Here is a 22,278-nt window from a genome sequence, read left to right on the forward strand (position 1 = left end):
GGTATGGTCTTGTCAAAATATTAAAAACATTTTATAATTAATAGATACCCTGAAAGGAAGAGAATCATGAACGTAGAAGAATTGAAAAAACGACAGGAGAAGATTCGTAACTTCTCTATTATTGCCCATATTGACCACGGGAAATCAACGCTAGCAGACCGTATTTTAGAGAAGACAGAAACAGTTTCTAGCCGTGAAATGCAGGCCCAACTATTAGATAGTATGGACCTTGAACGTGAACGTGGGATTACTATCAAGCTTAATGCCATTGAGCTTAATTATACTGCAAAAGATGGCGAGACTTATATTTTCCACTTGATTGACACACCAGGACACGTGGACTTTACCTATGAAGTTTCACGTTCCCTTGCTGCCTGTGAGGGTGCTATCTTGGTAGTCGATGCTGCACAAGGGATTGAGGCTCAAACACTAGCTAACGTTTACCTTGCCTTGGATAATGATTTGGAAATTCTTCCAGTTATCAATAAGATTGATTTGCCTGCAGCAGATCCGGAGCGCGTGCGTACAGAAATCGAAGATGTCATTGGTCTAGACGCTAGTGAAGCGGTATTGGCTTCAGCCAAAGCTGGTATCGGTATCGAAAAAATTCTCGAGCAAATTGTCGAAAAAGTCCCTGCTCCAACAGGAGACGTATCAGCACCATTAAAAGCCTTGATTTTCGACTCAGTATACGATGCTTATCGTGGAGTTATCCTCCAGGTTCGTGTTATGGATGGGGTTGTCAAACCAGGCGATAAGATTCAGCTCATGAGTAATGGAAAAACCTTTGATGTTACCGAAGTGGGAATCTTCACACCTAAAGCAGTGGGACGTGATTTCCTTGCGACAGGTGACGTTGGATATATTGCAGCATCTATCAAGACTGTTCAGGACACCCGTGTTGGTGATACAGTAACCTTGGCAACAAATCCTGCTTCAGAGCCACTATCTGGATACAAGCAGATGAATCCGATGGTTTTCGCAGGTCTCTATCCAATTGAGTCAAATAAATATAACGATCTTCGTGAAGCCCTTGAAAAATTACAACTAAATGATGCTAGTTTGCAGTTTGAACCTGAAACTTCTCAAGCGCTCGGATTTGGTTTCCGTTGTGGTTTCCTTGGCCTTCTTCATATGGATGTTATTCAGGAACGTTTGGAACGTGAGTTTAACATCGACCTTATCATGACTGCACCATCCGTTATCTACAAGGTTAATCAGACAGATGGTGAATCTATGGATGTATCGAACCCATCTGAGTTTCCTGATCCTACAAAGATTGCGACCATTGAAGAACCGTATGTAAAGGCACAAATCATGGTACCACAAGAATTCGTTGGAGCAGTAATGGAACTAGCTCAACGCAAACGTGGTGATTTTGTGACGATGGATTATATTGATGATAATCGTGTCAATGTCATCTATCAAATTCCTCTTGCTGAGATTGTCTTTGACTTCTTTGATAAACTTAAGTCTTCGACACGTGGTTATGCAAGCTTTGACTACGAATTGTCAGAGTACCGCCCATCTAAACTGGTCAAAATGGATATCCTTCTCAACGGAGACAAGGTCGATGCCCTCAGCTTTATCGTTCACAAAGATTTTGCTTATGAACGTGGGAAACTTATCGTAGATAAACTTAAGAAAATCATTCCTCGTCAACAATTTGAAGTGCCCATTCAAGCTGCAATTGGACACAAGATTGTGGCTCGTACTGATATCAAAGCCCTTCGTAAGAATGTGCTTGCCAAGTGCTACGGTGGTGACGTTTCACGTAAGCGTAAACTCCTCGAAAAACAAAAAGCTGGTAAGAAACGGATGAAAGCTATTGGTTCAGTAGAAGTCCCACAAGAAGCTTTCCTCAGCGTCTTGAGCATGGATGAAGAATAATTAATTTCTATTATTCTTTAGAATGAATCACAGTTATCTTTTGACACTTTTATTTACATACATTAAAATAGGGGTGAAAGGAGAAGGATTATGAAAAAAATCATCAGCTTATCTACGCTTTTAGTGTGTTGCTTAACTCTTGTTGCTTGTAATACTTCAAAAGCTAAGAAAGAAGCAACCTCAGATACAATAACAGTCCAGGAAACTACCACAGCACAAGAAACAACAACTGTAGCCGAATCAACGATTAAGGATACACAGGTAATCGGGTCAGATGCTTATGGCTACGTAAAAGTGCCAAAATCATGGATACATTTTACAGAAGTTGAGGGTGGTGATGATATTCAGTACTGTGATGGAACGGACATCAACATCGTTACCCTAAATACTTTTAAACCAGAGCACCTTGGTGTTAGTGAAAGTGAATATGCTGCTCTTGATGCTGTTCAAGTTTCTACTAGCGTTTATCAAACTAAACAACAAAGCAAGGATTTCTCTAAAGTTTGGGGATCTAAGTCAAAAATTGGTGGTTATGACGCCTATGTCGTAAACTGTATTGCTAAAAATGGTAAATATCTAGTGATCTGGGTCTTTAAATCAGACGATGGTAAGTTTAGATACGTTTCTCTAGAAGGAACACCTGAAGTGTTAAAGGATATGCTTCCATTGATTGAACAAAGTTGGACTACGAAAAAAGATTAATAAATAAGAAAACAGGATGTATATCCTGTTTTTTTCTATCTTTTTCTATCTTTTTCCAAAACTATTTGAAATTATTTGTTGTTTAAAATCAAACAAAAAAAATAAAAATCAAACAAAATACAACAAAAAACATTGACAACGGTTTCATATAGTGTTATACTTGTATCATAAAAGTTAAATATGAAGGGAGAAGGTCATGGGATTAGATCATTTCTTCAGCAAAGACTTAGTTTTTTGTCTAGAAGCAGATAATCAAGAGCAACTATTTGATCAAGTTGCAACCCTATTGGAAGAAAAGAAAGTTGTTACGGATACCTATCGATCGGCATTGATTGAACGTGAAAAAATATTTCCAACCGGTTTAGATATGGAATTTCTAGGGAAGGACTTGCCAAATGTAGCAATCCCTCACACTGATACGATTCATAATTTAACTGAAAATGTTGTTGTGGTTCGCTTAGCAAAACCAGTAACATTCCACAATATGATTGCTCCTGACAAGAAAGTAGAAGTATCATTACTCTTCTTTATCATCAATAATTCAAGTTCAAGTCAAACAAACATTCTTGCTCAATTGATGGACTTCTTTACAGGTAATGGTCATCTAGAAGCACTTTCTAAGATTACAGAACCAGAAGCCTTGTTCCAGTATATCTCAGAAGCAACTGCTTAAATTCATTAATAAATAGTAAATATAAAACGGAGGAAATCCAAATGATTAAAATTCTTGCTGCTTGTGGTGCAGGTGTTAACTCAAGCCACCAAATTAAAAGTGCTCTTGAAGAAGAGCTTTCAAGTCGTGGATACGATGTACAGTGTGACGCAGTTATGGTAAAAGATGTCAATGAAGACTTGATTAAAAGTTATGATATCTTCACACCAATCGCTGCAACTGACTTAGGTTTTGACCCTGGTATCCCAGTAGTTGAAGCTGGACCAATCTTGTTCCGTATTCCAGCAATGAGCGCTCCAGTTTATGACAATATTGAAGCAGCAATCAAAGAACACGGATTAAGTTAATTATTATTTTGTAATTTTCCATAAAAATAAAGGGAGGAAAAATTATGGATTTCATTATCAATTTAGCCAACGATATCTTTAAACCTATCTTGGCTATGGGTGGCCCTATCATCATGCTGATCATTTTGACAGTATTGGCCTTGCTTTTCGGAGTTAAATTCTCCAAAGCACTTGAAGGTGGTATCAAACTTGCCATCGCACTTACTGGTATCGGTGCTATCATCGGAATGCTTAACGGAGCTTTCTCAGCTTCTCTTGCAAAATTCGTTGAAAATACTGGTATTCAATTGAACATCACCGACGTTGGTTGGGCACCACTTGCTACAATCACTTGGGGTTCTGCTTGGACACTTTACTTCTTGCTCATCATGTTGATTGTCAACGTTGTGATGCTTGCAATGAAGAAAACTGATACACTTGACGTTGATATCTTCGATATCTGGCACTTGTCTATCACAGGTCTTTTGATTAAATGGTATGCAGACAACAATGGAGTTAGCCAAGGAGTTTCACTCTTCATCGCGACTGCAGCAGTTGTACTTGTTGGAGTTCTTAAAATCATCAACTCTGACTTGATGAAACCAACATTTGATGACCTTCTTAATGCACCAAGTTCATCACCAATGACTTCAACTCACATGAACTACATGATGAACCCAGTTATCATGGTTTTGGATAAGATTTTTGATAAATTCTTCCCAGGTCTTGATAAATATGACTTTGACGCTGCGAAATTGAACAAACGAATCGGTTTCTGGGGATCTAAATTCTTCATCGGTTTCATTCTTGGTATCGTTATCGGTTTGATGGGAACTCCACATCCAGTTGCTGGAGTAGAAGATGCATCTTCATGGGAACTTGTTATTAAAGGCTGGTTGTCACTTGGTTTGACTGCCGGTGTCTGCTTGGAGCTCTTCTCACTTATCGGTTCATGGTTCATCGCAGCCGTAGAACCACTTTCACAAGGTATTACAAACGTTGCTACTAAACGTCTTCAAGGACGTAAATTCAACATCGGTCTTGACTGGCCATTTATCGCTGGTCGTGCTGAAATCTGGGCTTGTGCTAACGTACTTGCACCAATCATGTTGGTTGAAGCTGTGCTTCTTTCAAAAGTCGGAAATGGTATCTTGCCACTTGCTGGTATCATCGCTATGGGTGTGACTCCAGCTCTCTTGGTAGTTACTCGTGGTAAATTGCTCCGTATGATTATCTTCGGAACTCTCTTGTTGCCACTCTTCCTTCTTTCAGGTACACTTATCGCACCATTCGCAACTGAACTTGCTAAAGGTGTAGGTGCCTTCCCAGAAGGTGTGAGCCAAACTCAATTGATTACTCACTCAACTCTTGAAGGACCAATTGAAAAACTATTTGGTTGGGCAATTGGTAACGCTACAACTGGTGATATCAAAGCTATCCTTGGAGCAGTAGTATTCCTTGTATTCTACGTTGGTATCTTTGCATGGTACAGAAAACAAATGATTAAACGTAACGAAGAATACGCAGCAAACGCAAAATAATTTGCTCCTAAAAATGTAAATTGTAAAAACTAGGTTGTCAGTTTCCACTATGGAGCAGTCAGCCTAGTTTTTTTGAAAAAATGGAGGTATAAGTTGTGATTGAATTAAAATCAGATTATTTACAAGTAGAGTTTCAGAGTTTAGGAGGAGCGCTATCTTCTATAAAAGATAAAGATGGTGTAGAGTATTTATGGCAAGGAGATCCAGCTTATTGGAGTGGTCAAGCGCCTGTTTTATTTCCAATTTGTGGATCAGTTAGAAATGATAGCGTAGTCTATGATAAAGAAGATGGTAGTCAAAAAGAAGGAAAAATTCCTCGACATGGCTTGGTAAGGAAAAAAGAATTTACATTAGTAGAACAAACAGAACATTCTGTGACTTTTGCTATTGAAGATGACGAAGAAATGTATGCAAATTACCCTTATCATTTTCGTTTAGAAATTATTTATACAGTGACTGGGAAAACCGTACGTACACAGTATAAAATATATAATAAAGAAGCTGAAAAATCGATGCCATACTTTATTGGTGGGCATCCTGGTTTTAACTGTCCCTTATTAGATGACGAGACATATGAAGACTACTATTTGGAATTTGAAAAGCCAGAGACTTGTTCAGTTCCAAAACCATTCCCAGAAACAGGAATGTTAGATTTCAAAGATAGAAGTCCTTGGTTAAATAATCAAAAAGAATTAGATTTAAATTATGACTTCTTTAGCTACGATGCTGTGACATTAGATGAGTTGGAATCTCGCAGTGTAGCTTTGCGTTCACGAAAACATGATAAAGGTTTGAAACTTCACTTTGAAGAATTTTCTAACTTAATCGTATGGTCAACTCTTAATAAAGGGCCTTTTATTGCCTTGGAACCATGGTCAGGTTTGTCTACTTCAATAGAAGAAGGAGATAGACTGGAAGATAAGAAAGATGTTAAAATTTTGAAACCTGGTCGTTTTGAACAACTTGGTTTCGATATCGAGATTTTATGAAAAAATAAACAAAAACAAACATAAATTGTTGACTTTTCCAACTAATAGTAGTATATTATGTTTATAAAGAACAATTTGTGTTTATTTTAACAAGATTAATGTTCTGGCTTTTCTCTGAAGAAAGCTTATTAAGAAACGAATAAGATATTTGTTCTTAATTTAAATTATTGTCAACAAAACTACTAGTAACTATTTGAGAAAGGTCTATTTTAGGCTAAAATCAGAAAGTTTTACTGGTCTATTATAAAAAAAGGAGTATACAATATGTCTATTGTTATTGGTGCAGATGCTGCAGGTTTAAGATTGAAAGAAGTTGTAAAAGACTTCTTGGAAAAAGAAAACTTCCACGTAGTGGATGTTACAGCAGAAGGTCAAGACTTTGTTGATGTAACTCTAGCAGTTGCGGAAGAAGTTAAGAAAGAAGAACAAAACCTTGGTATCGTCATTGATGCTTATGGTGCAGGTCCATTTATGGTTGCTACTAAAATCAAAGGAATGGTTGCTGCAGAAGTTTCTGATGAACGTTCAGCTTATATGACTCGCGGTCACAACAACTCACGTATGATTACGATGGGTGCTCAACTTGTTGGTGATGAATTGGCTAAAAACATTGCTAAAGGCTTTGTAAATGGTAAATACGACGGCGGTCGTCACCAAATCCGTGTCGACATGTTGAACAAAATGTGCTAATTTTTATATTGAAAGAAAGGTAAGATAAAATGAGAATTGCAATCGGATGTGACCACATCGTAACAAATGAAAAAATGGCTGTTTCAGAATTTTTGAAATCAAAAGGACATGAAGTTATCGACTTTGGTACTTATGATCACGCTCGTACCCACTATCCAATCTTTGGTAAAAAAGTTGGTGAAGCAGTAGTTAGTGGCCAAGCTGATCTTGGTGTATGTATTTGTGGTACTGGTGTAGGTATTAATAATGCTGTTAACAAGGTTCCTGGTGTTCGTTCTGCTTTGGTTCGCGATATGACAACAGCTCTATATGCAAAAGAACAATTGAATGCCAACGTAATTGGATTTGGTGGTAAAATCACTGGTGAATTGCTCATGTGTGATATCATTGAAGCTTTCATCAATGCTGAATACAAACCATCAGAAGAAAACAAAAAATTGATCGCTAAAATCCAACACGTTGAAACTCATAACGATCATCAAACTGATGCCAACTTCTTTACAGAGTTCCTTGAAAAATGGGATCGTGGTGAATACCACGACTAAGAGGTGACTTATGATTTTAACAGTCACAATGAACCCATCCATTGATATTTCCTATCCTTTGGATGAATTGAAAATTGACACTGTCAACCGTGTGGTGGATGTCACTAAAACGGCTGGTGGTAAAGGTCTTAACGTTACTCGTGTACTATCAGAATTTGGTGACTCCGTAGTCGCAACAGGACTAGTGGGTGGTAAACTGGGTGATTTCCTAGTTGAAAATATTGACGATAAAGTCACCAAGCGTTTCTTCTCTATCCAAGGTGAAACACGTAACTGTATCGCTATTCTTCACGGTGATAACCAAACTGAAATTCTTGAAAAAGGTCCTGAGGTTCAAGAAAAAGAAGGACAAGATTTCTTGGCTTACTTCAAAGAACTTCTTAATACTGTAGAAGTAGTAGCTATTTCAGGTAGTCTACCAGCTGGACTCCCAGTTGATTATTATGCTAGTTTAGTGGAACTTGCTAACCTAGCCGGAAAACCTGTTGTATTGGACTGTTCAGGCGCTGTACTTCAGGCAGTTCTTGATTCTCCACACAAACCAACAGTCATCAAACCAAATAATGAAGAATTATCTCAACTTTTAGGAAGAGAGATTTCTAAAGATTTGGATGAATTAAAAGAAGTTCTTCAAGATCCTTTATTTGATGGAATTGAGTGGATTATCGTTTCTCTAGGTGCTAACGGTGCCTTTGCAAAACACGGGGATACTTTCTATAAAGTAGATATTCCAAAAATTCAAGTAGTAAATCCAGTTGGTTCTGGTGATTCTACTGTAGCAGGTATTGCATCAGGTCTTTTCCATAAAGAATCTGATCAAGAATTGTTGACAAAGGCGAATGTCCTTGGTATGCTAAATGCTCAAGAAAAAATGACCGGTCATGTCAATATGGCTAACTATCAAAATTTATTTGACCAATTAATTGTGAAAGAGGTATAAAATGACTTTAACAGAAAATAAACGTGCTTGTTTGAAAAAACTCTCAGATGAAAATGGAATCATCTCAGCTCTTGCATTTGACCAACGTGGTGCTTTGAAACGCCTTATGGCTCAATACCAAACTGAAGAACCAACAGTAGCTCAAATGGAAGAACTCAAAGTTTTGGTAGCAGATGAATTGACTAAATATGCTTCATCTATGCTACTTGACCCTGAGTACGGACTTCCAGCTACAAAAGCTCTTGATCCAAATGCAGGTCTTCTCCTTGCTTATGAAAAAACAGGATACGATACAACAAGCACAAAACGCTTGCCAGACTGCTTGGATGTTTGGTCTGCAAAACGTATCAAAGAACAAGGTGCAGATGCTGTTAAGTTCTTGCTTTATTACGACGTAGATAGCTCTGACGAACTCAACCAACAAAAACAAGCCTATATCGAGCGTATTGGTTCTGAGTGTGTGGCAGAAGATATTCCATTCTTCCTTGAAATCTTGGCTTACGATGAAAAAATTGCTGATGCAGGTTCTGCTGAATACGCTAAAGTAAAACCTCACAAAGTTATTGGTGCTATGAAAGTCTTCTCAGATCCACGCTTTAACATTGATGTTTTGAAAGTAGAAGTTCCAGTTAACGTTAAATACGTTGAAGGCTTTGCTGAAGGTGAAGTTGTTCACACTCGTGAAGAAGCAGCAGCATTCTTCAAAGCACAAGACGAAGCTACAAATCTTCCATACATCTACTTGAGTGCGGGTGTATCCGCTAAACTCTTCCAAGAAACACTTGTATTTGCGCACGAATCAGGTGCAAACTTCAATGGTGTTCTTTGTGGACGTGCAACATGGGCTGGATCAGTTGAAGCTTACATCAAAGATGGTGAAGCAGCGGCACGCGAATGGCTTCGTACAACTGGTTTTGAAAACATTGATGAACTCAATAAAGTACTTCAAAAAACAGCTACTTCATGGACTGAACGCGTGTAAATCCGAGTAAAAAATATAATAAAAAAAGTCTCACCATTGGTGAGACTTTTTAAGGTGTCGACTTAATAATTTTTGTTTGTTTAGACAAAGTTTTTAGGGTTTCTTGGCTAAGTTTTGAGTCTGAAATAATTGTATCAATATCAGCGATATTATAGAAAGTATAAAAATCAAACTTATTAAATTTACTGTGGTCCGCAAGAAGAATCTTTTTATTAGCATTATTTAATGCTAACTTTTGGACTTCGCCTTCATCTTCGCTAAAAGTAGCGATAGCTTGATCTTTTATACCATTGCAACTAACAAAAGCTTTAGAGAATTGAAGGCTTTCGATATCTTGGAGCGTTAAGGTTCCGACAAAGGCACCAGTGATTTCTCGATAATTTCCACCAATCAAAATTAAATCAGTCAGTTTTCTTTCATTCAAGATAATGAAAACAGGTAAGCTATTTGTCACTACACGTATGTTATAAATTGGAAGTTCACGAGCAAAGAACTCAAGAGTAGTACCTGGACCGATAAAAATCGTTTCTCTTTCTTCGACTAAATGACCAGCAAATTTTGCGATTTCTTGTTTTTCAGCGATTTGTAAACCTTGTTTTTCAATGTTTGAACGTTCGTTTGCTAATAGAGAACCAGAACGAAGTTTTTCAGCACCTCCATGTACTCGAACAAGTAAATCCTTGTCAGCCAACTCTTGTAGATAACGTCGAGCAGTCATATCAGAAATATCTAAACGATTCATTATTTCTTTGACAGTGATGGTTCCTCTTGTATTGACAATATCTAAAATCATATCTAGTTTTTCTTGCTTGAGCATTGAATCACCCCCTGTATCTAATATCATTTTATCATATTTTAAACACTGAAGCAACTTAAAGGAAACAAAAATAAACAAAAACAAAAGAACATCTTAGTCCAAAACAAACAGAGATGTTCTTTTGTTGTTTAAATTAATCTAATCCGTAGTTATAATCATCGTCTTGCATGGCTTCAACTTCACCAAGTAGATATCCGTTACCAACTTGAGAGAAGAAGTCGTGGTTAGACGTACCGGTTGAAATCCCGTTCATAACGATAGGGTTGACATCATCAGCTGAATCAGGGAAGAGAGGGTCTTGCCCTAGATTCATAAGAGCTTTGTTGGCGTTGTAACGTAGGAAGGTTTTAACTTCTTCTGTCCATCCAACACCATCATAAAGGCTTTCGGTATAACCTTCTTCATTTTCATAAAGTGTGTAGAGAAGGTCGTACATCCAATCTTTTAATTTTTCTTGCTCTTCTTCAGGTAACTCATTAAAACCAAGTTGGAATTTATAACCAATATAAGTACCGTGAACAGACTCATCACGAATGATCAACTTAATGATTTCAGCAACGTTAGCCAATTTGTTATTTCCAAGATAGTAGAGTGGTGTAAAGAAACCAGAATAGAAGAGGAAGGTTTCAAGGAATACACTGGCTACTTTCTTTTCAAGAGGAGTACCATTGAGGTAAATTTCATTGATGATTTGTGCTTTTTTCTGAAGATATGGATTCGTATCAGTCCACTCAAAAATTTCTTCAATTTCAGATTTGGTATTTAAAGTTGAAAAGATTGAAGAATAAGACTTAGCGTGAACAGATTCCATAAATTGGATATTGTTAAAAACAGCTTCTTCGTGAGGAGTACGGATATCAGCACGGAGCGCATTTACCCCAGTTTCAGACTGCATGGTATCCAAAAGTGTCAAACCACCAAAGACTTTTCCTACCAAGTCTTTTTCCTGATTTGATAACTTTCTCCAGTCATCTAAGTCATTAGATAAAGGAATACGAGTATCTAACCAAAATTGTTCAGTTAGTTTTTCCCATGTTGATTTATCAATGACATCTTCGATGGCATTCCAGTTAATGGCTTTGTAGTAAGTTTCCATTACAAATCTCTTTCTTTAATGTTAATCAATAAAATAATAATGAATCCCAGTAATCACGGTTTAGTGGGGGGTTAAATCACGCAGCTTTCACATTGGTTAGCACCAACTTCACCGCCGTCATCTGTATAGGTACGAACGTAGTAGATAGACTTGATTCCCTTGTTAAAGGCGTAGTTACGAAGGATAGACAAGTCACGTGTTGTTTGTTTGTTCTCTTTCTTCCATTCATAAAGACCTGTTGGGATATCACTACGCATGAAGAGAGTAAGTGAAAGCCCTTGGTCTACGTGCTCAGTAGCCGCAGCATAAACATCAATGACTTTACGCATATCCATGTCATAGGCAGAAGTGTAGTAAGGAATCGTTTCAGTTGACAATCCTGCAGCAGGATAGTAAATCTTACCAATTTTCTTCTCTTGGCGTTCTTCAATACGTTGAGTGATTGGGTGGATAGAAGCAGAAACATCGTTGATGTAACTGATAGAACCATTTGGTGCTACTGCAAGGCGGTTTTGGTGGTAAAGTCCATCTGCCTTAACTTTATCACGAAGTTCAGCCCAGTCAGCAGCGGTTGGGATAAAGATACCTTCAAAAAGTTCTTTAACACGATCAGATTTTGGTACAAACTCACCACTTGTGTACTTATCAAAGTAGCTTCCGTTTGCGTAGTCTGATTTTTCAAAGTTGTGGAAGGTAACACCACGTTCACGCGCAATGTTGTTTGATTCTACCAAAGTCCAGTAGTTCAAAAGCATGAAGTAGATGCTGGTGAATTCGACAGATTCAGGTGATCCGTATTCAATCAATTGTTGGGCAAGATAGCTGTGAAGCCCCATTGCTCCAAGTCCAAATGTATGAGCTTGGCTATTTCCGTGGTCGATAGTTGGAACAGCAACGATGTGTGAGCTATCTGTTACAAAGGTTAAAGCACGTACCATTGCACGGATCGAACGTCCAAAGTCAGGTGAAGTCATCATGTTGACCACGTTTGTTGAACCAAGGTTACATGAAACGTCAGTACCCATTTTAAGGAATTCTTGTGCGTCATTAATCAAGCTTGGTTCTTGGATTTGGAGAATTTCTGAACACAAGTTACTCATGATAATCTTACCATCGACAGGATTTGCGCGGTTAGCAGTATCGATGTTGACAATATAAGGATAACCAGATTCTTGTTGCAATTTAGAAATTTCAGTTTCCAAATCACGAGCCTTGATTTTTGTCTTGCGGATGTTTGGATTTGCAACCAATTCATCGTATTTTTCTGTGATATCGATGTAGTTAAAAGGTACGCCATACTCTTTTTCTACAGAGTATGGGCTAAAAAGATACATTTCTTCATTCTTACGAGCCAATTCGTAGAATTTATCAGGTACCACAACACCAAGCGAAAGTGTCTTCACACGAACTTTTTCATCAGCATTTTCTTTCTTAGTAGAAAGGAAAGCGATAATGTCTGGGTGGAAGACGTTAAGGTAAACAACCCCAGCACCTTGACGTTGACCAAGTTGGTTTGAGTAAGAGAAGCTGTCTTCAAAAAGTTTCATAACTGGTACGACTCCAGAAGCAGCACCTTCATACCCCTTGATAGGTGCTCCAGCTTCACGAAGGTTGCTGAGGGAAATTCCCACACCACCACCGATACGTGAAAGTTGAAGAGCTGAGTTGATAGAACGTCCGATAGAGTTCATATCATCTGTTACCTGAATCAAGAAACATGATACCAATTCACCACGACGTGCACGACCTGCATTCAAGAATGAAGGTGTAGCAGGCTGGTAGCGCTGGTGGATGATTTCATTGGCAATATCAATTGCGATAGCTTCATCACCATCAGCAAAGTAAAGAGCGTTAAAGAAGACACGGTCTTCCATGCTCTCAAGATAGTACTCTCCATCGTTAGTTTTCAAGGCGTATTGATTGTAAAACTTGTATGCAGCCATGAAAGACTTAAACTGGAAGTTTTGATCCTTAATAAATTGATAAAGCTCTTCTAAGAATTCAGGACGATATTTTTTGATAAACGCTGTTTCGATATAGTCTTGTTTAATAAGGTAATCAATTTTATCAGTGATAGAATCAAAAACCATAGAATTTGGTACAACGTTTTCTTTAAAGAAAGCGTCCAAGGCTTCTTTATCTTTGTGGAGCATGATTTGTCCATTAACAGGACGGTTGATTTCATTATTTAGACGGAAGTAAGTTACATCCTCAAGTTGTTTTAATCCCATAAAATTTCCTTTATTTCATTACAAAAGAAAGGCTTCTAAGATTTACATAGAAGCTTTTAATCCTGATACTTAAGCAAGTTTTTTTAGTTTTGCTGGTTGGAAACCAGAGAAAACTTCAGTTGGTGTTTGAATGATAGGAGCAGCGCTAAAGCCTAGCTCTTTAACTTGTTCAATAAATTCAGGTTGTTCGTCAAGATTGATTTCGCGATAAGCAATGTTGTTACTATCTAAGAAACGTTTGGTCATTTTACATTGAACACAATTATTTTTAGAATAAACGGTTACCATTCTGTAACTCCTCTTTCAAAAATTTAATTACTTCTTAAGTATATCAGAAAAAAAATCTTTGTCAACGAAGAAAAACTAAATATTGTAGAATTTTTTTCGATGATAGATGTCAAAACACAATATGTAGTAATTACAAAAAATAAACCCCATAAATAACAGCGTTTTCTAAATGTTAAAACTATAAAAAACTACATGATGTATTTTGATACATAAAATAGAAGATTTTCAGCAAGTTATCTGAAAGGAAAAAGAAGAAATCCCATAAAATACTTGAAAAAAATCCTAGAAGGTGATATAATATCAAATTGTAAGGGTTATCAGATATAACTCAAAAAGAAAACATTTAAAGGAGAGTCAAATTATGGCTTCTAAAGATTTCCACGTAGTGGCAGAAACAGGTATTCACGCACGTCCAGCAACATTGTTGGTACAAACTGCTAGCAAATTTGCTTCAGATATTACTCTTGAGTACAAAGGTAAATCAGTTAACCTTAAATCTATCATGGGTGTTATGAGCCTTGGTGTTGGTCAAGGTGCTGACGTTACAATTACTGCTGAAGGTGCAGACGCTGATGACGCTATTGCTGCTATCTCAGAAACAATGGAAAAAGAAGGATTGGCATAAGAAAATGACAGAAATGCTTAAAGGAATTGCAGCATCTGATGGTGTTGCCGTTGCCAAAGCATATCTACTCGTTCAACCGGATTTATCTTTCGAAACTATTACTGTCGAAGATACAAATGCAGAAGAGGCTCGTTTGGATGTTGCTCTTGAAGCTTCTCAAAACGAGCTTTCTCTTATCCGCGAGAAGGCTGTAGGTACGCTTGGTGAAGAAGCGGCGCAAGTATTTGACGCTCACTTGATGGTTCTAGCTGACCCTGAATTGATCGGTCAGATTAAAGAAACGATTCGTGCTAAGAAAGTAAATGCAGAAGCAGGTCTGAAAGAAGTTACAGACATGTTTATCACAATCTTTGAAGGCATGGAAGACAACCCATACATGCAGGAACGTGCAGCAGATATCCGCGACGTTACCAAACGTGTATTGGCAAATCTTCTTGGTAAGAAATTGCCAAACCCAGCTTCTATTAACGAAGAAGTAATCGTGATTGCACATGACTTGACTCCATCTGATACTGCTCAATTGGACAAAAACTTTGTAAAAGCTTTTGTAACAAACATTGGTGGACGTACAAGTCACTCAGCTATCATGGCTCGTACACTTGAAATTGCAGCTGTATTGGGTACAAACAACATCACTGAACTTGTAAAAGATGGCGACATTTTGGCTGTTTCAGGTATCTCAGGTGAAGTTGTAATCAACCCAACTGAAGAACAAATTGCAGAATTCAAAGCAGCTGGTGAAGCTTACGCTAAACAAAAAGCTGAATGGGCTCTTTTGAAGGATGCTAAAACTGTTACTGCAGATGGTAAACACTTTGAGTTGGCAGCTAACATCGGTACACCTAAAGACGTTGAAGGTGTGAATGATAACGGTGCAGAAGCTGTCGGTCTTTACCGTACAGAATTCTTGTACATGGATTCTCAAGACTTCCCTACAGAAGACGATCAATATGAAGCCTACAAAGCAGTTCTTGAAGGTATGAACGGTAAACCTGTTGTCGTTCGTACAATGGATATCGGTGGGGATAAAGAACTTCCTTACTTCGATCTTCCTAAAGAAATGAACCCATTCTTGGGTTACCGTGCTTTGCGTATCTCTATTTCTGAAACTGGTAACCAAATGTTCCGTACACAATTGCGTGCCTTGCTTCGTGCATCTGTTCACGGTAAATTGCGTATCATGTTCCCAATGGTTGCTTTGTTGAAAGAATTCCGTACTGCTAAAGCTATTCTTGAAGAAGAAAAAGCAAAATTAGTTGCTGAAGGTGTTGCAGTTGCGGATGATATCCAAGTTGGTATCATGATTGAAATCCCAGCCGCAGCTATGCTTGCAGATCAATTTGCTAAAGAAGTTGATTTCTTCTCAATTGGTACAAACGACCTTATCCAATACACTATGGCTGCTGACCGTATGAACGAACAAGTTTCATACCTTTACCAACCATATAACCCATCAATCCTTCGCTTGATTAACAACGTTATCAAAGCAGCTCACGCTGAAGGTAAATGGGCTGGTATGTGTGGTGAGATGGCTGGTGACCAAACAGCTGTTCCACTTCTTGTTGGAGTGGGCTTGGATGAGTTCTCTATGTCAGCTACATCTGTACTTCGTACACGTAGCTTGATGAAGAAACTTGACACAGCTAAGATGCAAGAATATGCAAATCGTGCTCTTACTGAATGTTCAACAATGGAAGAAGTTCTTGAGCTTTCAAAAGAATACGTTAACTTTGATTAAAAACATTAAAACCTTGTAGAGCTAAATTACAAGGTTTTTTTGTAGTCTAATTTAAAAAGTCAACCTGTAAAATTTTCTAAAAATATGGTAAAATAGACAAAGGAAAAATACGGAGGCAACTATGCAAAAGAGACCAATCATTATCGGAGTTACAGGGGGATCTGGTGGAGGAAAAACCAGTGTTTCTAAAGCAATCTTATCCCATTTCCCAAATGAAAAAATTGCTATGATTGAGCATGATTCCTACTATAAAGATCAATCACATTTAACCTTTGAAGAACGAATCAAAACTAATTATGACCATCCTTTTGCTTTTGATACTGACTTGATGATTGAGCAAATTAAGGAATTGTTGGCGGGGCGTCCTGTTGATATTCCTACCTATGATTATGCTGCCCATACAAGAAGCTCGAAAACCTATCGTCAAGAACCTCAAGATGTCTTTATTGTAGAAGGAATCTTGGTTTTGGAAGACAAACGTCTTCGTGATTTGATGGATATAAAGATTTTTGTGGACACTGATGATGATGTTCGTATCATCCGTCGTATTAAACGCGATATGGAAGAACGTGGTCGTAGTTTGGATAGCGTTATTGATCAGTACCTCGGAGTCGTAAAACCTATGTATCATCAATTCATTGAACCTACAAAACGTTACGCTGATATTGTAATTCCTGAAGGAGTAACCAATACTGTAGCGATTGACTTGTTGACTACTAAGATTGAAAAGATTTTAGAAGAAGCTCGTTTAGCCCAGTAATAAATAAAAAAAGACTGTATCTATTGATACAGTTTTTATTGTTTAATTTTTTCAAGTTTTGGAACAATAGCGAGAGTTAAAATAGCTGAGATAATTAATTCTGCTATCGAATTTGTAGAGATAACAGTCGCTAATAGTTTTTGAATATTTCCATCAAAAACATTACCAAAGAGGAAGAAGATACCACCTAAGACAAATACTGTATTAGTCAGTGAGCCAAGTGCACCTGCGAAGATGAGTCCGGCTTTTCCCTTTAGCAGTTTATAAACGAAATAAGGTGTCAAACCGATCAAGATACGTGGGACAATTGCAATCACAACTGAATATAGGTTACCATTAGGTACAAAAGGTGAGAAGAGATAGCTGGTTGGAAGAATTGTGAGAGTATTTACAGTCAAGCTAATCATTCCCATTAAGAAACCTAATGTTGCGCCAATTCTTGGTCCATAGATAATACTTGCAATAATTACTGGAATGTGGACGATAGTTGGTTTAATAGGAAAGGGCAGCACGTTAAATAGGATTGAGCTCAGTAAATGAATAACAATCATACTGGCAAAAAAGATAGCGATTGGTGCAATATTAGAGCGTTTGTTCATGAAGTTTATCCTTTATTTGTTGTAAAATTCTTTCAAGATCAGCGAGAGCGCCACGACCGATATCACCACAAGCTAGTAGCGAATCTTTAGGAGAAATAATTGTATAACCATAATCTTCTAAAGTTTTAAGATTAGCTTGGGTCGCAGGGTGGTCATACATCTTTGTGTTCATAGCTGGAGCCAATAGTTTGGGTACAAAGTGTGGCAAAGCAAGAGCAGTAGCAGTCACCATATTGTCAGCAAAACCGTGAGCTAATTTAGCGATTGTATTGGCTGTCGCAGGAACTACGATAAATAAATCTGTTTCTTTTCCTATTTGAATGTGATTCACTTGATTTGGAAAAGGTTCCTGCATGACATCGAGATGTACTATATTTTGAGAGAGTACTTGTAAGGTTAATGGCTGAATGAATGCAGTTGCTGCCTGAGTCATAAGAACAGTAACAGAATGCCCCTGTTTTTTCAAAGAACTAACTAGGTCAACTGTCTTATATGCGGCAATAGATCCAGTAATAGCGAGTGTAATACGGGCCATAATATTCCTTTCTTTTAGTCATAGCTTTTGATTTTCTCGAGAAGTAAATCAGCAATTTCTTGTTTACTCATAGCAGTTTGGAAAGAATTTTTTTCAACTAAGTAAGCCTTATGTTGGTCGCTACTAATCTGAGTAAGGTCGTTTGCGACAATTAAATCAGCTTGGTTCTTTTCAAGACTTTCCTGAGCAACTTGAATCAGATGTTCCTGACTGACATCAACCAGTAATTTAAATCCTATCAGGTGAATCTTAGGATTCCATTCTTTAACAAGAGATATGATTTTTGGATTCTTCTTGAGAAATAGAACCTGGACGTCTTCCTTAGATGAGATTTTGGTTTCCTGATTTTTCTTATCTAAAAACTCTGTTAAATCTTGACTAGCTTTAACCTCACCAAATCCAGTCATATAGACAGGAGTGTAATCTGATACAGCCATAGAATGGATTAATACCTGGTAATCCATTACCTTATCTTTCATGACTTGTAGCAAATCAACTGTATTTTTAATTTCGATGATGGTTAAGTTTGGATGACTAACTGGCTTAACTGCCTGAAGAGTGGTAATCAAACAAACTTCATAACCAGCCTCTAGAAGAGTTTCGGTGATAATCTTACCTAGTCTACCAGAAGAGTGGTTGGTTATTGAACGAACACTATCAATTGCTTCGCTAGTACCACCAGAAGTAACTAAAATTTTCATAGAACTATTGTACAAAAAAATTATCATTAAGTAAAATGAAAGTGATATAACAAGGGTCGGAAATAGGATGTTAATCCATAGTTAAAATCTATAAAGGCATATAAAAATTTAGATAGAGATAAAGAAAGTCTGTTATTTAGCGATATTCACGAACGTTACTAATCATAATGACTGTTAAAAATCTTGTTTTATGATATAATGAATTAACACATTAGAGGCTATAGGAGTTTTTTATGAAAACAGATATTGAAATTGCACAGAGTATTGAGTTAAAACCGATCGTTGATGTTGTTGAGAAACTCGGTATTTCATACGATGATTTGGAGTTGTATGGAAAGTACAAGGCTAAACTAAGCTTTAATAAGATTCGTGAGGTTGAGGCAAATCCAGTTGGTAAGTTAATTTTGGTTACAGCTATCAACCCAACTCCAGCAGGTGAAGGGAAATCAACCATTACCATTGGTCTTGCTGATGCTTTGAATAAGATTGGTAAGAAAACTATGATTGCCATCCGCGAACCTTCTCTTGGTCCTGTCATGGGGATTAAAGGTGGTGCAGCTGGTGGTGGTTATGCCCAAGTGTTACCAATGGAAGACATCAACCTGCACTTTACTGGAGATATGCATGCTATTACAACAGCAAACAATGCTCTCTCTGCCTTGATTGACAATCATTTGCACCAAGGAAATGAGCTAGGAATCGATCAACGTCGTATTCTCTGGAAACGTGTTGTAGACTTGAACGACCGAGCTCTTCGTTACGTAACTGTTGGACTTGGTGGACCTCTTAATGGTATTCCTCGCGAAGACGGATTTGATATCACAGTTGCTTCAGAAATCATGGCTATTCTTTGCTTGGCAACGGATATTGAAGATTTGAAACGTCGTTTGGCTAATATCGTCATCGGCTACCGTTATGACCGCACACCAGTTTCAGTAGGTGATTTGCAGGTTGAGGGTGCTTTAGCATTGATTTTGAAAGATGCTATTAAGCCAAACTTGGTTCAGACAATCTATGGTACACCTGCCTTTGTACATGGTGGCCCATTTGCCAATATTGCCCATGGTTGTAACTCTGTATTGGCAACGAAAACAGCTCTTCGTTTAGCTGATTACACAGTAACCGAAGCAGGCTTTGGTGCAGACCTTGGTGCTGAAAAGTTCCTGGATATCAAGACACCAAACTTGCCAACAGCTCCAAGTGCAGTAGTCATTGTAGCGACTCTTCGTGCCCTTAAAATGAATGGTGGAGTTGCTAAGGATGCATTGACAGAAGAGAATGTAGAAGCAGTTCGTGCAGGATTTGCAAACTTGAAACGTCACGTTGAGAATATCCGTAAGTTTGGTATTCCAGCGGTTGTTGCTATTAACGAATTTGTATCTGATACAGAAGCAGAAATCGCAGCTTTGAAAGAACTTTGCGCTTCAATCGATGTTCCAGTCGAATTAGCTAGCGTATGGGCTGATGGAGCTGAAGGTGGCGTTGCTCTAGCTGAAACTCTCGTAAAAACAATCGACGAAAACCCAGCAAACTACACACGTCTTTATGACAACGACCTTTCTATTCAAGAAAAGATTGAAAAGATTGTGACGGAAATTTACCGTGGAAGCAAAGTAAACTTCGAGAAGAAAGCTCAAACTCAAATCGCTCAAATCGTTCAAAACGGATGGGACAAATTGCCAATCTGTATGGCCAAAACTCAATACAGTTTCTCAGATAATCCAAATGCTCTAGGTGCACCTGAAAACTTTGAAATTACTATTCGTGAATTGGTACCAAAACTGGGTGCAGGCTTTATCGTTGCACTTACTGGTGACGTTATGACTATGCCTGGACTTCCAAAACGACCAGCTGCTCTCAACATGGATGTTGAAAGCGATGGAACTGTTCTTGGATTATTCTAATCGAACAACAAAAGACAACCTTATAAATGAGGTTGTCTTTTTTACTAGAAAAAACTCCTAGAAACCTTCTAGGAGTTTAATTTTTATTTCATAGTTGGGAAAAGAAGTACGTCACGGATAGTAGTAGTATCTGTGAGGAGCATGCAGAGACGGTCAATACCGATTCCCAAACCACCTGTTGGTGGCATACCATATTCAAGGGCTTCAATGTAGTCGTAGTCAATGCCTGTTGCTTCATCATCACCAAGTTCTTTTGCTTTGGCTTGAGCTTCAAATCGGCTAAGCTGATCGATTGGATCGTTCAATTCTGTGAAGGCATTTCCGTATTCTTTAGTCATGATGAAGAGCTCGAAACGGTCAGTGAAGCGCTCGTCTTCAGGATTTTTCTTAGCAAGTGGAGATACAGCTACTGGGTGACCATAAACAAAGGTAGGTTGAATCAAAGTTTCTTCGACAAATTCTTCAAAGAAGGCATTGATGATGTGACCAACTTCTGTGTAGTGTTTTTCAACTGGAACTTTCTTCTCAGCTGCGATAGCTTTAGCTTCTTCGAAAGTCATATCTTTCCAGAAATCAACACCTGTAATTTCCTTGATTGCATCAACCATGTGAACACGTTTAAATGGTTCGTTTATCTTGATTTCAGTTCCTTGATAGATAACTGGACTGTCGCCTTTAACGGCTCTAGTAACGTGTTGGATAATACCTTCAGTCAAGTCCATGATGTCCTGGAAGTCTGCATAAGCTTGGTAAACCTCGATAGAAGTGAACTCAGGATTGTGTGTAGCGTCCATTCCTTCGTTACGGAAGATACGTCCGATTTCGTAAACACGTTCCATACCACCAACGATAAGGCGTTTTAAGTGAAGCTCAGTCGCGATACGAAGTACCATATCAATGTTCTGTGCATTGTGGTGAGTGATAAACGGACGGGCAGCAGCACCTCCAGCTTCGTTGTGAAGAACTGGAGTTTCAACTTCAAGGAATCCTTGAGCATCAAGGTAACGACGGATTTCAGAGATGATTTTTGAACGGGTAACAAAGCGTTCAAAGCTTTCACGGTTAGAAATCAAATCAAGGTAACGTTTACGGTAAATAGTTTCAACGTCTGTTAAACCGTGGAATTTTTCTGGAAGCGGACGTAGGGCTTTAGACAAGTGTGTGATATGAGTAGCTTTGATAGAGAGTTCTCCCATATCTGTACGCATAACTTCACCTTCGACCCCAAGGAAGTCTCCAAGGTCAGCTTTTTTAAAGATTTCGTAGTTTTCTTCACCAACTTCATCTTTACGAACGTAGATTTGGATTTGACCTTCGCGATCTTGAAGGTGAGCAAAACCAACCTTACCCTTACCTCGTTTTGTCACTAAACGTCCAGCGATAGTAGCAGTTTCGTTTAATTCGTGTAGTTGTTCTTTATCAAGGTCAGCAAATTTATCTTTTAGTTCTTGAGAGTTTGCAGTACGTTCAAAACGTTTACCGAAAGGATCAATTCCTTGTTCACGGAGCGCAGCCATTTTTTCACGGCGAACGATCTGCTGGTCATTCAATTCTTCCATATGTTCTGTTGACATTGGTTCCTCCTAATTTTTAATCAAATTTTGAAATAATAAATTAATTTTCACGATACTCCCATTTTATCATAAATAGTCAAGAAATTCACGGATATTCTATAAAAACTAAAAAGAACTTGATGCTATCCATCA

Annotated in this window: 22 protein-coding genes; 14 read left to right on the forward strand and 8 right to left on the reverse strand. The window is 38.0% G+C overall.

Going from position 1 to position 22,278, the window contains the following annotated elements:
* Positions 1 to 66 precede the first annotated feature (66 nt).
* The 10 genes from lepA (at position 67) to lacD (ending at position 9,278) form a co-directional block, all read left to right on the forward strand.
* On the forward strand, positions 67 to 1,890 hold the full coding sequence (gene lepA / locus HW271_RS04130; protein ID WP_178894964.1) for a translation elongation factor 4: 1,824 nt from the start codon (positions 67 to 69) through the stop codon (positions 1,888 to 1,890).
* A gap of 90 nt (positions 1,891 to 1,980) precedes the next feature.
* Entirely contained in the window at positions 1,981 to 2,592 is a 612-nt protein-coding gene (locus HW271_RS04135) for a hypothetical protein (RefSeq protein WP_178894965.1), read from the forward strand.
* 196 nt (positions 2,593 to 2,788) lie between these two features.
* On the forward strand, positions 2,789 to 3,265 hold the full coding sequence (locus HW271_RS04140; protein WP_178894966.1) for a PTS sugar transporter subunit IIA: 477 nt from the start codon (positions 2,789 to 2,791) through the stop codon (positions 3,263 to 3,265).
* A gap of 41 nt (positions 3,266 to 3,306) precedes the next feature.
* Complete coding sequence (locus tag HW271_RS04145; RefSeq protein ID WP_178894967.1) at positions 3,307 to 3,612, forward strand: PTS sugar transporter subunit IIB; 306 nt, start codon at positions 3,307 to 3,309, stop codon at positions 3,610 to 3,612.
* Between the two features lie 44 nt (positions 3,613 to 3,656).
* Positions 3,657 to 5,132: a PTS galactitol transporter subunit IIC gene (locus HW271_RS04150; protein WP_178894968.1), complete on the forward strand. Its 1,476-nt coding sequence runs from the start codon at positions 3,657 to 3,659 to the stop codon at positions 5,130 to 5,132.
* Positions 5,133 to 5,227: 95 nt separating this feature from the next.
* Positions 5,228 to 6,121 carry an aldose 1-epimerase family protein gene (locus tag HW271_RS04155; RefSeq protein WP_178894969.1) on the forward strand — a complete coding sequence of 298 codons (894 nt, stop codon included), beginning with the start codon at positions 5,228 to 5,230 and terminating at the stop codon, positions 6,119 to 6,121.
* 264 nt (positions 6,122 to 6,385) lie between these two features.
* The gene (gene lacA, locus HW271_RS04160) at positions 6,386 to 6,811 is read left to right on the forward strand and encodes a galactose-6-phosphate isomerase subunit LacA (protein ID WP_000029280.1); all 426 of its coding nucleotides are present in this window, start codon (positions 6,386 to 6,388) and stop codon (positions 6,809 to 6,811) included.
* Between the two features lie 29 nt (positions 6,812 to 6,840).
* Complete coding sequence (gene lacB, locus HW271_RS04165) at positions 6,841 to 7,356, forward strand: galactose-6-phosphate isomerase subunit LacB (RefSeq protein ID WP_001216925.1); 516 nt, start codon at positions 6,841 to 6,843, stop codon at positions 7,354 to 7,356.
* Positions 7,357 to 7,366: 10 nt separating this feature from the next.
* On the forward strand, positions 7,367 to 8,296 hold the full coding sequence (locus HW271_RS04170) for a tagatose-6-phosphate kinase (protein WP_178894970.1): 930 nt from the start codon (positions 7,367 to 7,369) through the stop codon (positions 8,294 to 8,296).
* 1 nt (position 8,297) lies between these two features.
* Positions 8,298 to 9,278 (forward strand): tagatose-bisphosphate aldolase, encoded by a 981-nt coding sequence (gene lacD / locus HW271_RS04175; RefSeq protein ID WP_178894971.1) that lies wholly within the window; start codon positions 8,298 to 8,300, stop codon positions 9,276 to 9,278.
* A 49-nt stretch (positions 9,279 to 9,327) separates the two neighbouring features.
* Here the strand turns inward: lacD and HW271_RS04180 are convergent, their stop codons facing one another.
* The 4 genes from HW271_RS04180 to nrdH all read right to left on the reverse strand — a co-directional run bounded on the left by HW271_RS04180 (position 9,328) and on the right by nrdH (position 13,710).
* Entirely contained in the window at positions 9,328 to 10,095 is a 768-nt protein-coding gene (locus HW271_RS04180) for a DeoR/GlpR family DNA-binding transcription regulator (RefSeq protein WP_178894972.1), read from the reverse strand.
* Positions 10,096 to 10,228: 133 nt separating this feature from the next.
* Positions 10,229 to 11,191, reverse strand: coding sequence for a class 1b ribonucleoside-diphosphate reductase subunit beta (gene nrdF, locus HW271_RS04185; protein ID WP_006151169.1), 963 nt, complete (start codon positions 11,189 to 11,191; stop codon positions 10,229 to 10,231).
* A gap of 71 nt (positions 11,192 to 11,262) precedes the next feature.
* Complete coding sequence (gene nrdE, locus HW271_RS04190) at positions 11,263 to 13,422, reverse strand: class 1b ribonucleoside-diphosphate reductase subunit alpha (RefSeq protein ID WP_178894973.1); 2,160 nt, start codon at positions 13,420 to 13,422, stop codon at positions 11,263 to 11,265.
* 69 nt (positions 13,423 to 13,491) lie between these two features.
* Positions 13,492 to 13,710, reverse strand: coding sequence for a glutaredoxin-like protein NrdH (gene nrdH / locus HW271_RS04195; RefSeq protein ID WP_006145603.1), 219 nt, complete (start codon positions 13,708 to 13,710; stop codon positions 13,492 to 13,494).
* A 361-nt stretch (positions 13,711 to 14,071) separates the two neighbouring features.
* Between nrdH and HW271_RS04200 the strand changes: the two genes are divergently transcribed.
* From HW271_RS04200 to udk, 3 genes are all read left to right on the forward strand, one after another.
* Complete coding sequence (locus tag HW271_RS04200) at positions 14,072 to 14,335, forward strand: phosphocarrier protein HPr (RefSeq protein ID WP_000146952.1); 264 nt, start codon at positions 14,072 to 14,074, stop codon at positions 14,333 to 14,335.
* A gap of 4 nt (positions 14,336 to 14,339) precedes the next feature.
* Positions 14,340 to 16,073, forward strand: a complete 1,734-nt coding sequence (gene ptsP / locus HW271_RS04205; protein ID WP_178894974.1) for a phosphoenolpyruvate--protein phosphotransferase — start codon at positions 14,340 to 14,342, stop codon at positions 16,071 to 16,073.
* A gap of 121 nt (positions 16,074 to 16,194) precedes the next feature.
* The gene (gene udk / locus HW271_RS04210) at positions 16,195 to 16,833 is read left to right on the forward strand and encodes a uridine kinase (RefSeq protein ID WP_178894975.1); all 639 of its coding nucleotides are present in this window, start codon (positions 16,195 to 16,197) and stop codon (positions 16,831 to 16,833) included.
* Between the two features lie 35 nt (positions 16,834 to 16,868).
* Here the strand turns inward: udk and HW271_RS04215 are convergent, their stop codons facing one another.
* Genes HW271_RS04215 through coaB form a run of 3 tightly spaced genes read right to left on the reverse strand, consistent with a single transcriptional unit; the run spans position 16,869 to position 18,668 of the window.
* Positions 16,869 to 17,432, reverse strand: coding sequence for an ECF transporter S component (locus HW271_RS04215; protein ID WP_178894976.1), 564 nt, complete (start codon positions 17,430 to 17,432; stop codon positions 16,869 to 16,871).
* Positions 17,416 to 17,967, reverse strand: a complete 552-nt coding sequence (gene coaC / locus HW271_RS04220) for a phosphopantothenoylcysteine decarboxylase (RefSeq protein ID WP_178894977.1) — start codon at positions 17,965 to 17,967, stop codon at positions 17,416 to 17,418. The genes HW271_RS04215 and coaC overlap by 17 nt, the downstream gene beginning before the upstream one ends.
* Before the next feature lie 14 nt (positions 17,968 to 17,981).
* Positions 17,982 to 18,668, reverse strand: a complete 687-nt coding sequence (coaB, locus tag HW271_RS04225; RefSeq protein ID WP_178894978.1) for a phosphopantothenate--cysteine ligase — start codon at positions 18,666 to 18,668, stop codon at positions 17,982 to 17,984.
* A 233-nt stretch (positions 18,669 to 18,901) separates the two neighbouring features.
* Between coaB and HW271_RS04230 the strand changes: the two genes are divergently transcribed.
* Positions 18,902 to 20,572, forward strand: a complete 1,671-nt coding sequence (locus HW271_RS04230) for a formate--tetrahydrofolate ligase (RefSeq protein ID WP_178894979.1) — start codon at positions 18,902 to 18,904, stop codon at positions 20,570 to 20,572.
* 83 nt (positions 20,573 to 20,655) lie between these two features.
* On the opposite strand, the gene lysS is transcribed toward HW271_RS04230, so the two are convergent.
* The gene (gene lysS, locus HW271_RS04235; RefSeq protein ID WP_178894980.1) at positions 20,656 to 22,146 is read right to left on the reverse strand and encodes a lysine--tRNA ligase; all 1,491 of its coding nucleotides are present in this window, start codon (positions 22,144 to 22,146) and stop codon (positions 20,656 to 20,658) included.
* Between the last annotated feature and the right edge of the window lie 132 nt (positions 22,147 to 22,278).

The sequence above is a fragment of the Streptococcus sp. oral taxon 061 genome (assembly GCF_013394695.1).
GTDB lineage: Bacteria > Bacillota > Bacilli > Lactobacillales > Streptococcaceae > Streptococcus.

What these genes read in the sequence shown, in the direction of transcription:
- lacB (WP_001216925.1), top strand. Translation starts at nt 6,841, where the DNA reads ATGAGAATTGCAATCGGATGTGACCACATCGTAACAAATGAAAAAATG.
- nrdH (WP_006145603.1), bottom strand. Translation starts at nt 13,710, where the DNA reads ATGGTAACCGTTTATTCTAAAAATAATTGTGTTCAATGTAAAATGACC.
- HW271_RS04145 (WP_178894967.1), top strand. Translation starts at nt 3,307, where the DNA reads ATGATTAAAATTCTTGCTGCTTGTGGTGCAGGTGTTAACTCAAGCCAC.
- coaC (WP_178894977.1), bottom strand. Translation starts at nt 17,967, where the DNA reads ATGGCCCGTATTACACTCGCTATTACTGGATCTATTGCCGCATATAAG.
- lacA (WP_000029280.1), top strand. Translation starts at nt 6,386, where the DNA reads ATGTCTATTGTTATTGGTGCAGATGCTGCAGGTTTAAGATTGAAAGAA.
- HW271_RS04170 (WP_178894970.1), top strand. Translation starts at nt 7,367, where the DNA reads ATGATTTTAACAGTCACAATGAACCCATCCATTGATATTTCCTATCCT.
- nrdF (WP_006151169.1), bottom strand. Translation starts at nt 11,191, where the DNA reads ATGGAAACTTACTACAAAGCCATTAACTGGAATGCCATCGAAGATGTC.
- udk (WP_178894975.1), top strand. Translation starts at nt 16,195, where the DNA reads ATGCAAAAGAGACCAATCATTATCGGAGTTACAGGGGGATCTGGTGGA.
- HW271_RS04230 (WP_178894979.1), top strand. Translation starts at nt 18,902, where the DNA reads ATGAAAACAGATATTGAAATTGCACAGAGTATTGAGTTAAAACCGATC.
- HW271_RS04135 (WP_178894965.1), top strand. Translation starts at nt 1,981, where the DNA reads ATGAAAAAAATCATCAGCTTATCTACGCTTTTAGTGTGTTGCTTAACT.
- HW271_RS04140 (WP_178894966.1), top strand. Translation starts at nt 2,789, where the DNA reads ATGGGATTAGATCATTTCTTCAGCAAAGACTTAGTTTTTTGTCTAGAA.
- coaB (WP_178894978.1), bottom strand. Translation starts at nt 18,668, where the DNA reads ATGAAAATTTTAGTTACTTCTGGTGGTACTAGCGAAGCAATTGATAGT.
- lacD (WP_178894971.1), top strand. Translation starts at nt 8,298, where the DNA reads ATGACTTTAACAGAAAATAAACGTGCTTGTTTGAAAAAACTCTCAGAT.
- HW271_RS04180 (WP_178894972.1), bottom strand. Translation starts at nt 10,095, where the DNA reads ATGCTCAAGCAAGAAAAACTAGATATGATTTTAGATATTGTCAATACA.
- nrdE (WP_178894973.1), bottom strand. Translation starts at nt 13,422, where the DNA reads ATGGGATTAAAACAACTTGAGGATGTAACTTACTTCCGTCTAAATAAT.
- ptsP (WP_178894974.1), top strand. Translation starts at nt 14,340, where the DNA reads ATGACAGAAATGCTTAAAGGAATTGCAGCATCTGATGGTGTTGCCGTT.
- lepA (WP_178894964.1), top strand. Translation starts at nt 67, where the DNA reads ATGAACGTAGAAGAATTGAAAAAACGACAGGAGAAGATTCGTAACTTC.
- HW271_RS04200 (WP_000146952.1), top strand. Translation starts at nt 14,072, where the DNA reads ATGGCTTCTAAAGATTTCCACGTAGTGGCAGAAACAGGTATTCACGCA.
- HW271_RS04150 (WP_178894968.1), top strand. Translation starts at nt 3,657, where the DNA reads ATGGATTTCATTATCAATTTAGCCAACGATATCTTTAAACCTATCTTG.
- HW271_RS04215 (WP_178894976.1), bottom strand. Translation starts at nt 17,432, where the DNA reads ATGAACAAACGCTCTAATATTGCACCAATCGCTATCTTTTTTGCCAGT.
- lysS (WP_178894980.1), bottom strand. Translation starts at nt 22,146, where the DNA reads ATGTCAACAGAACATATGGAAGAATTGAATGACCAGCAGATCGTTCGC.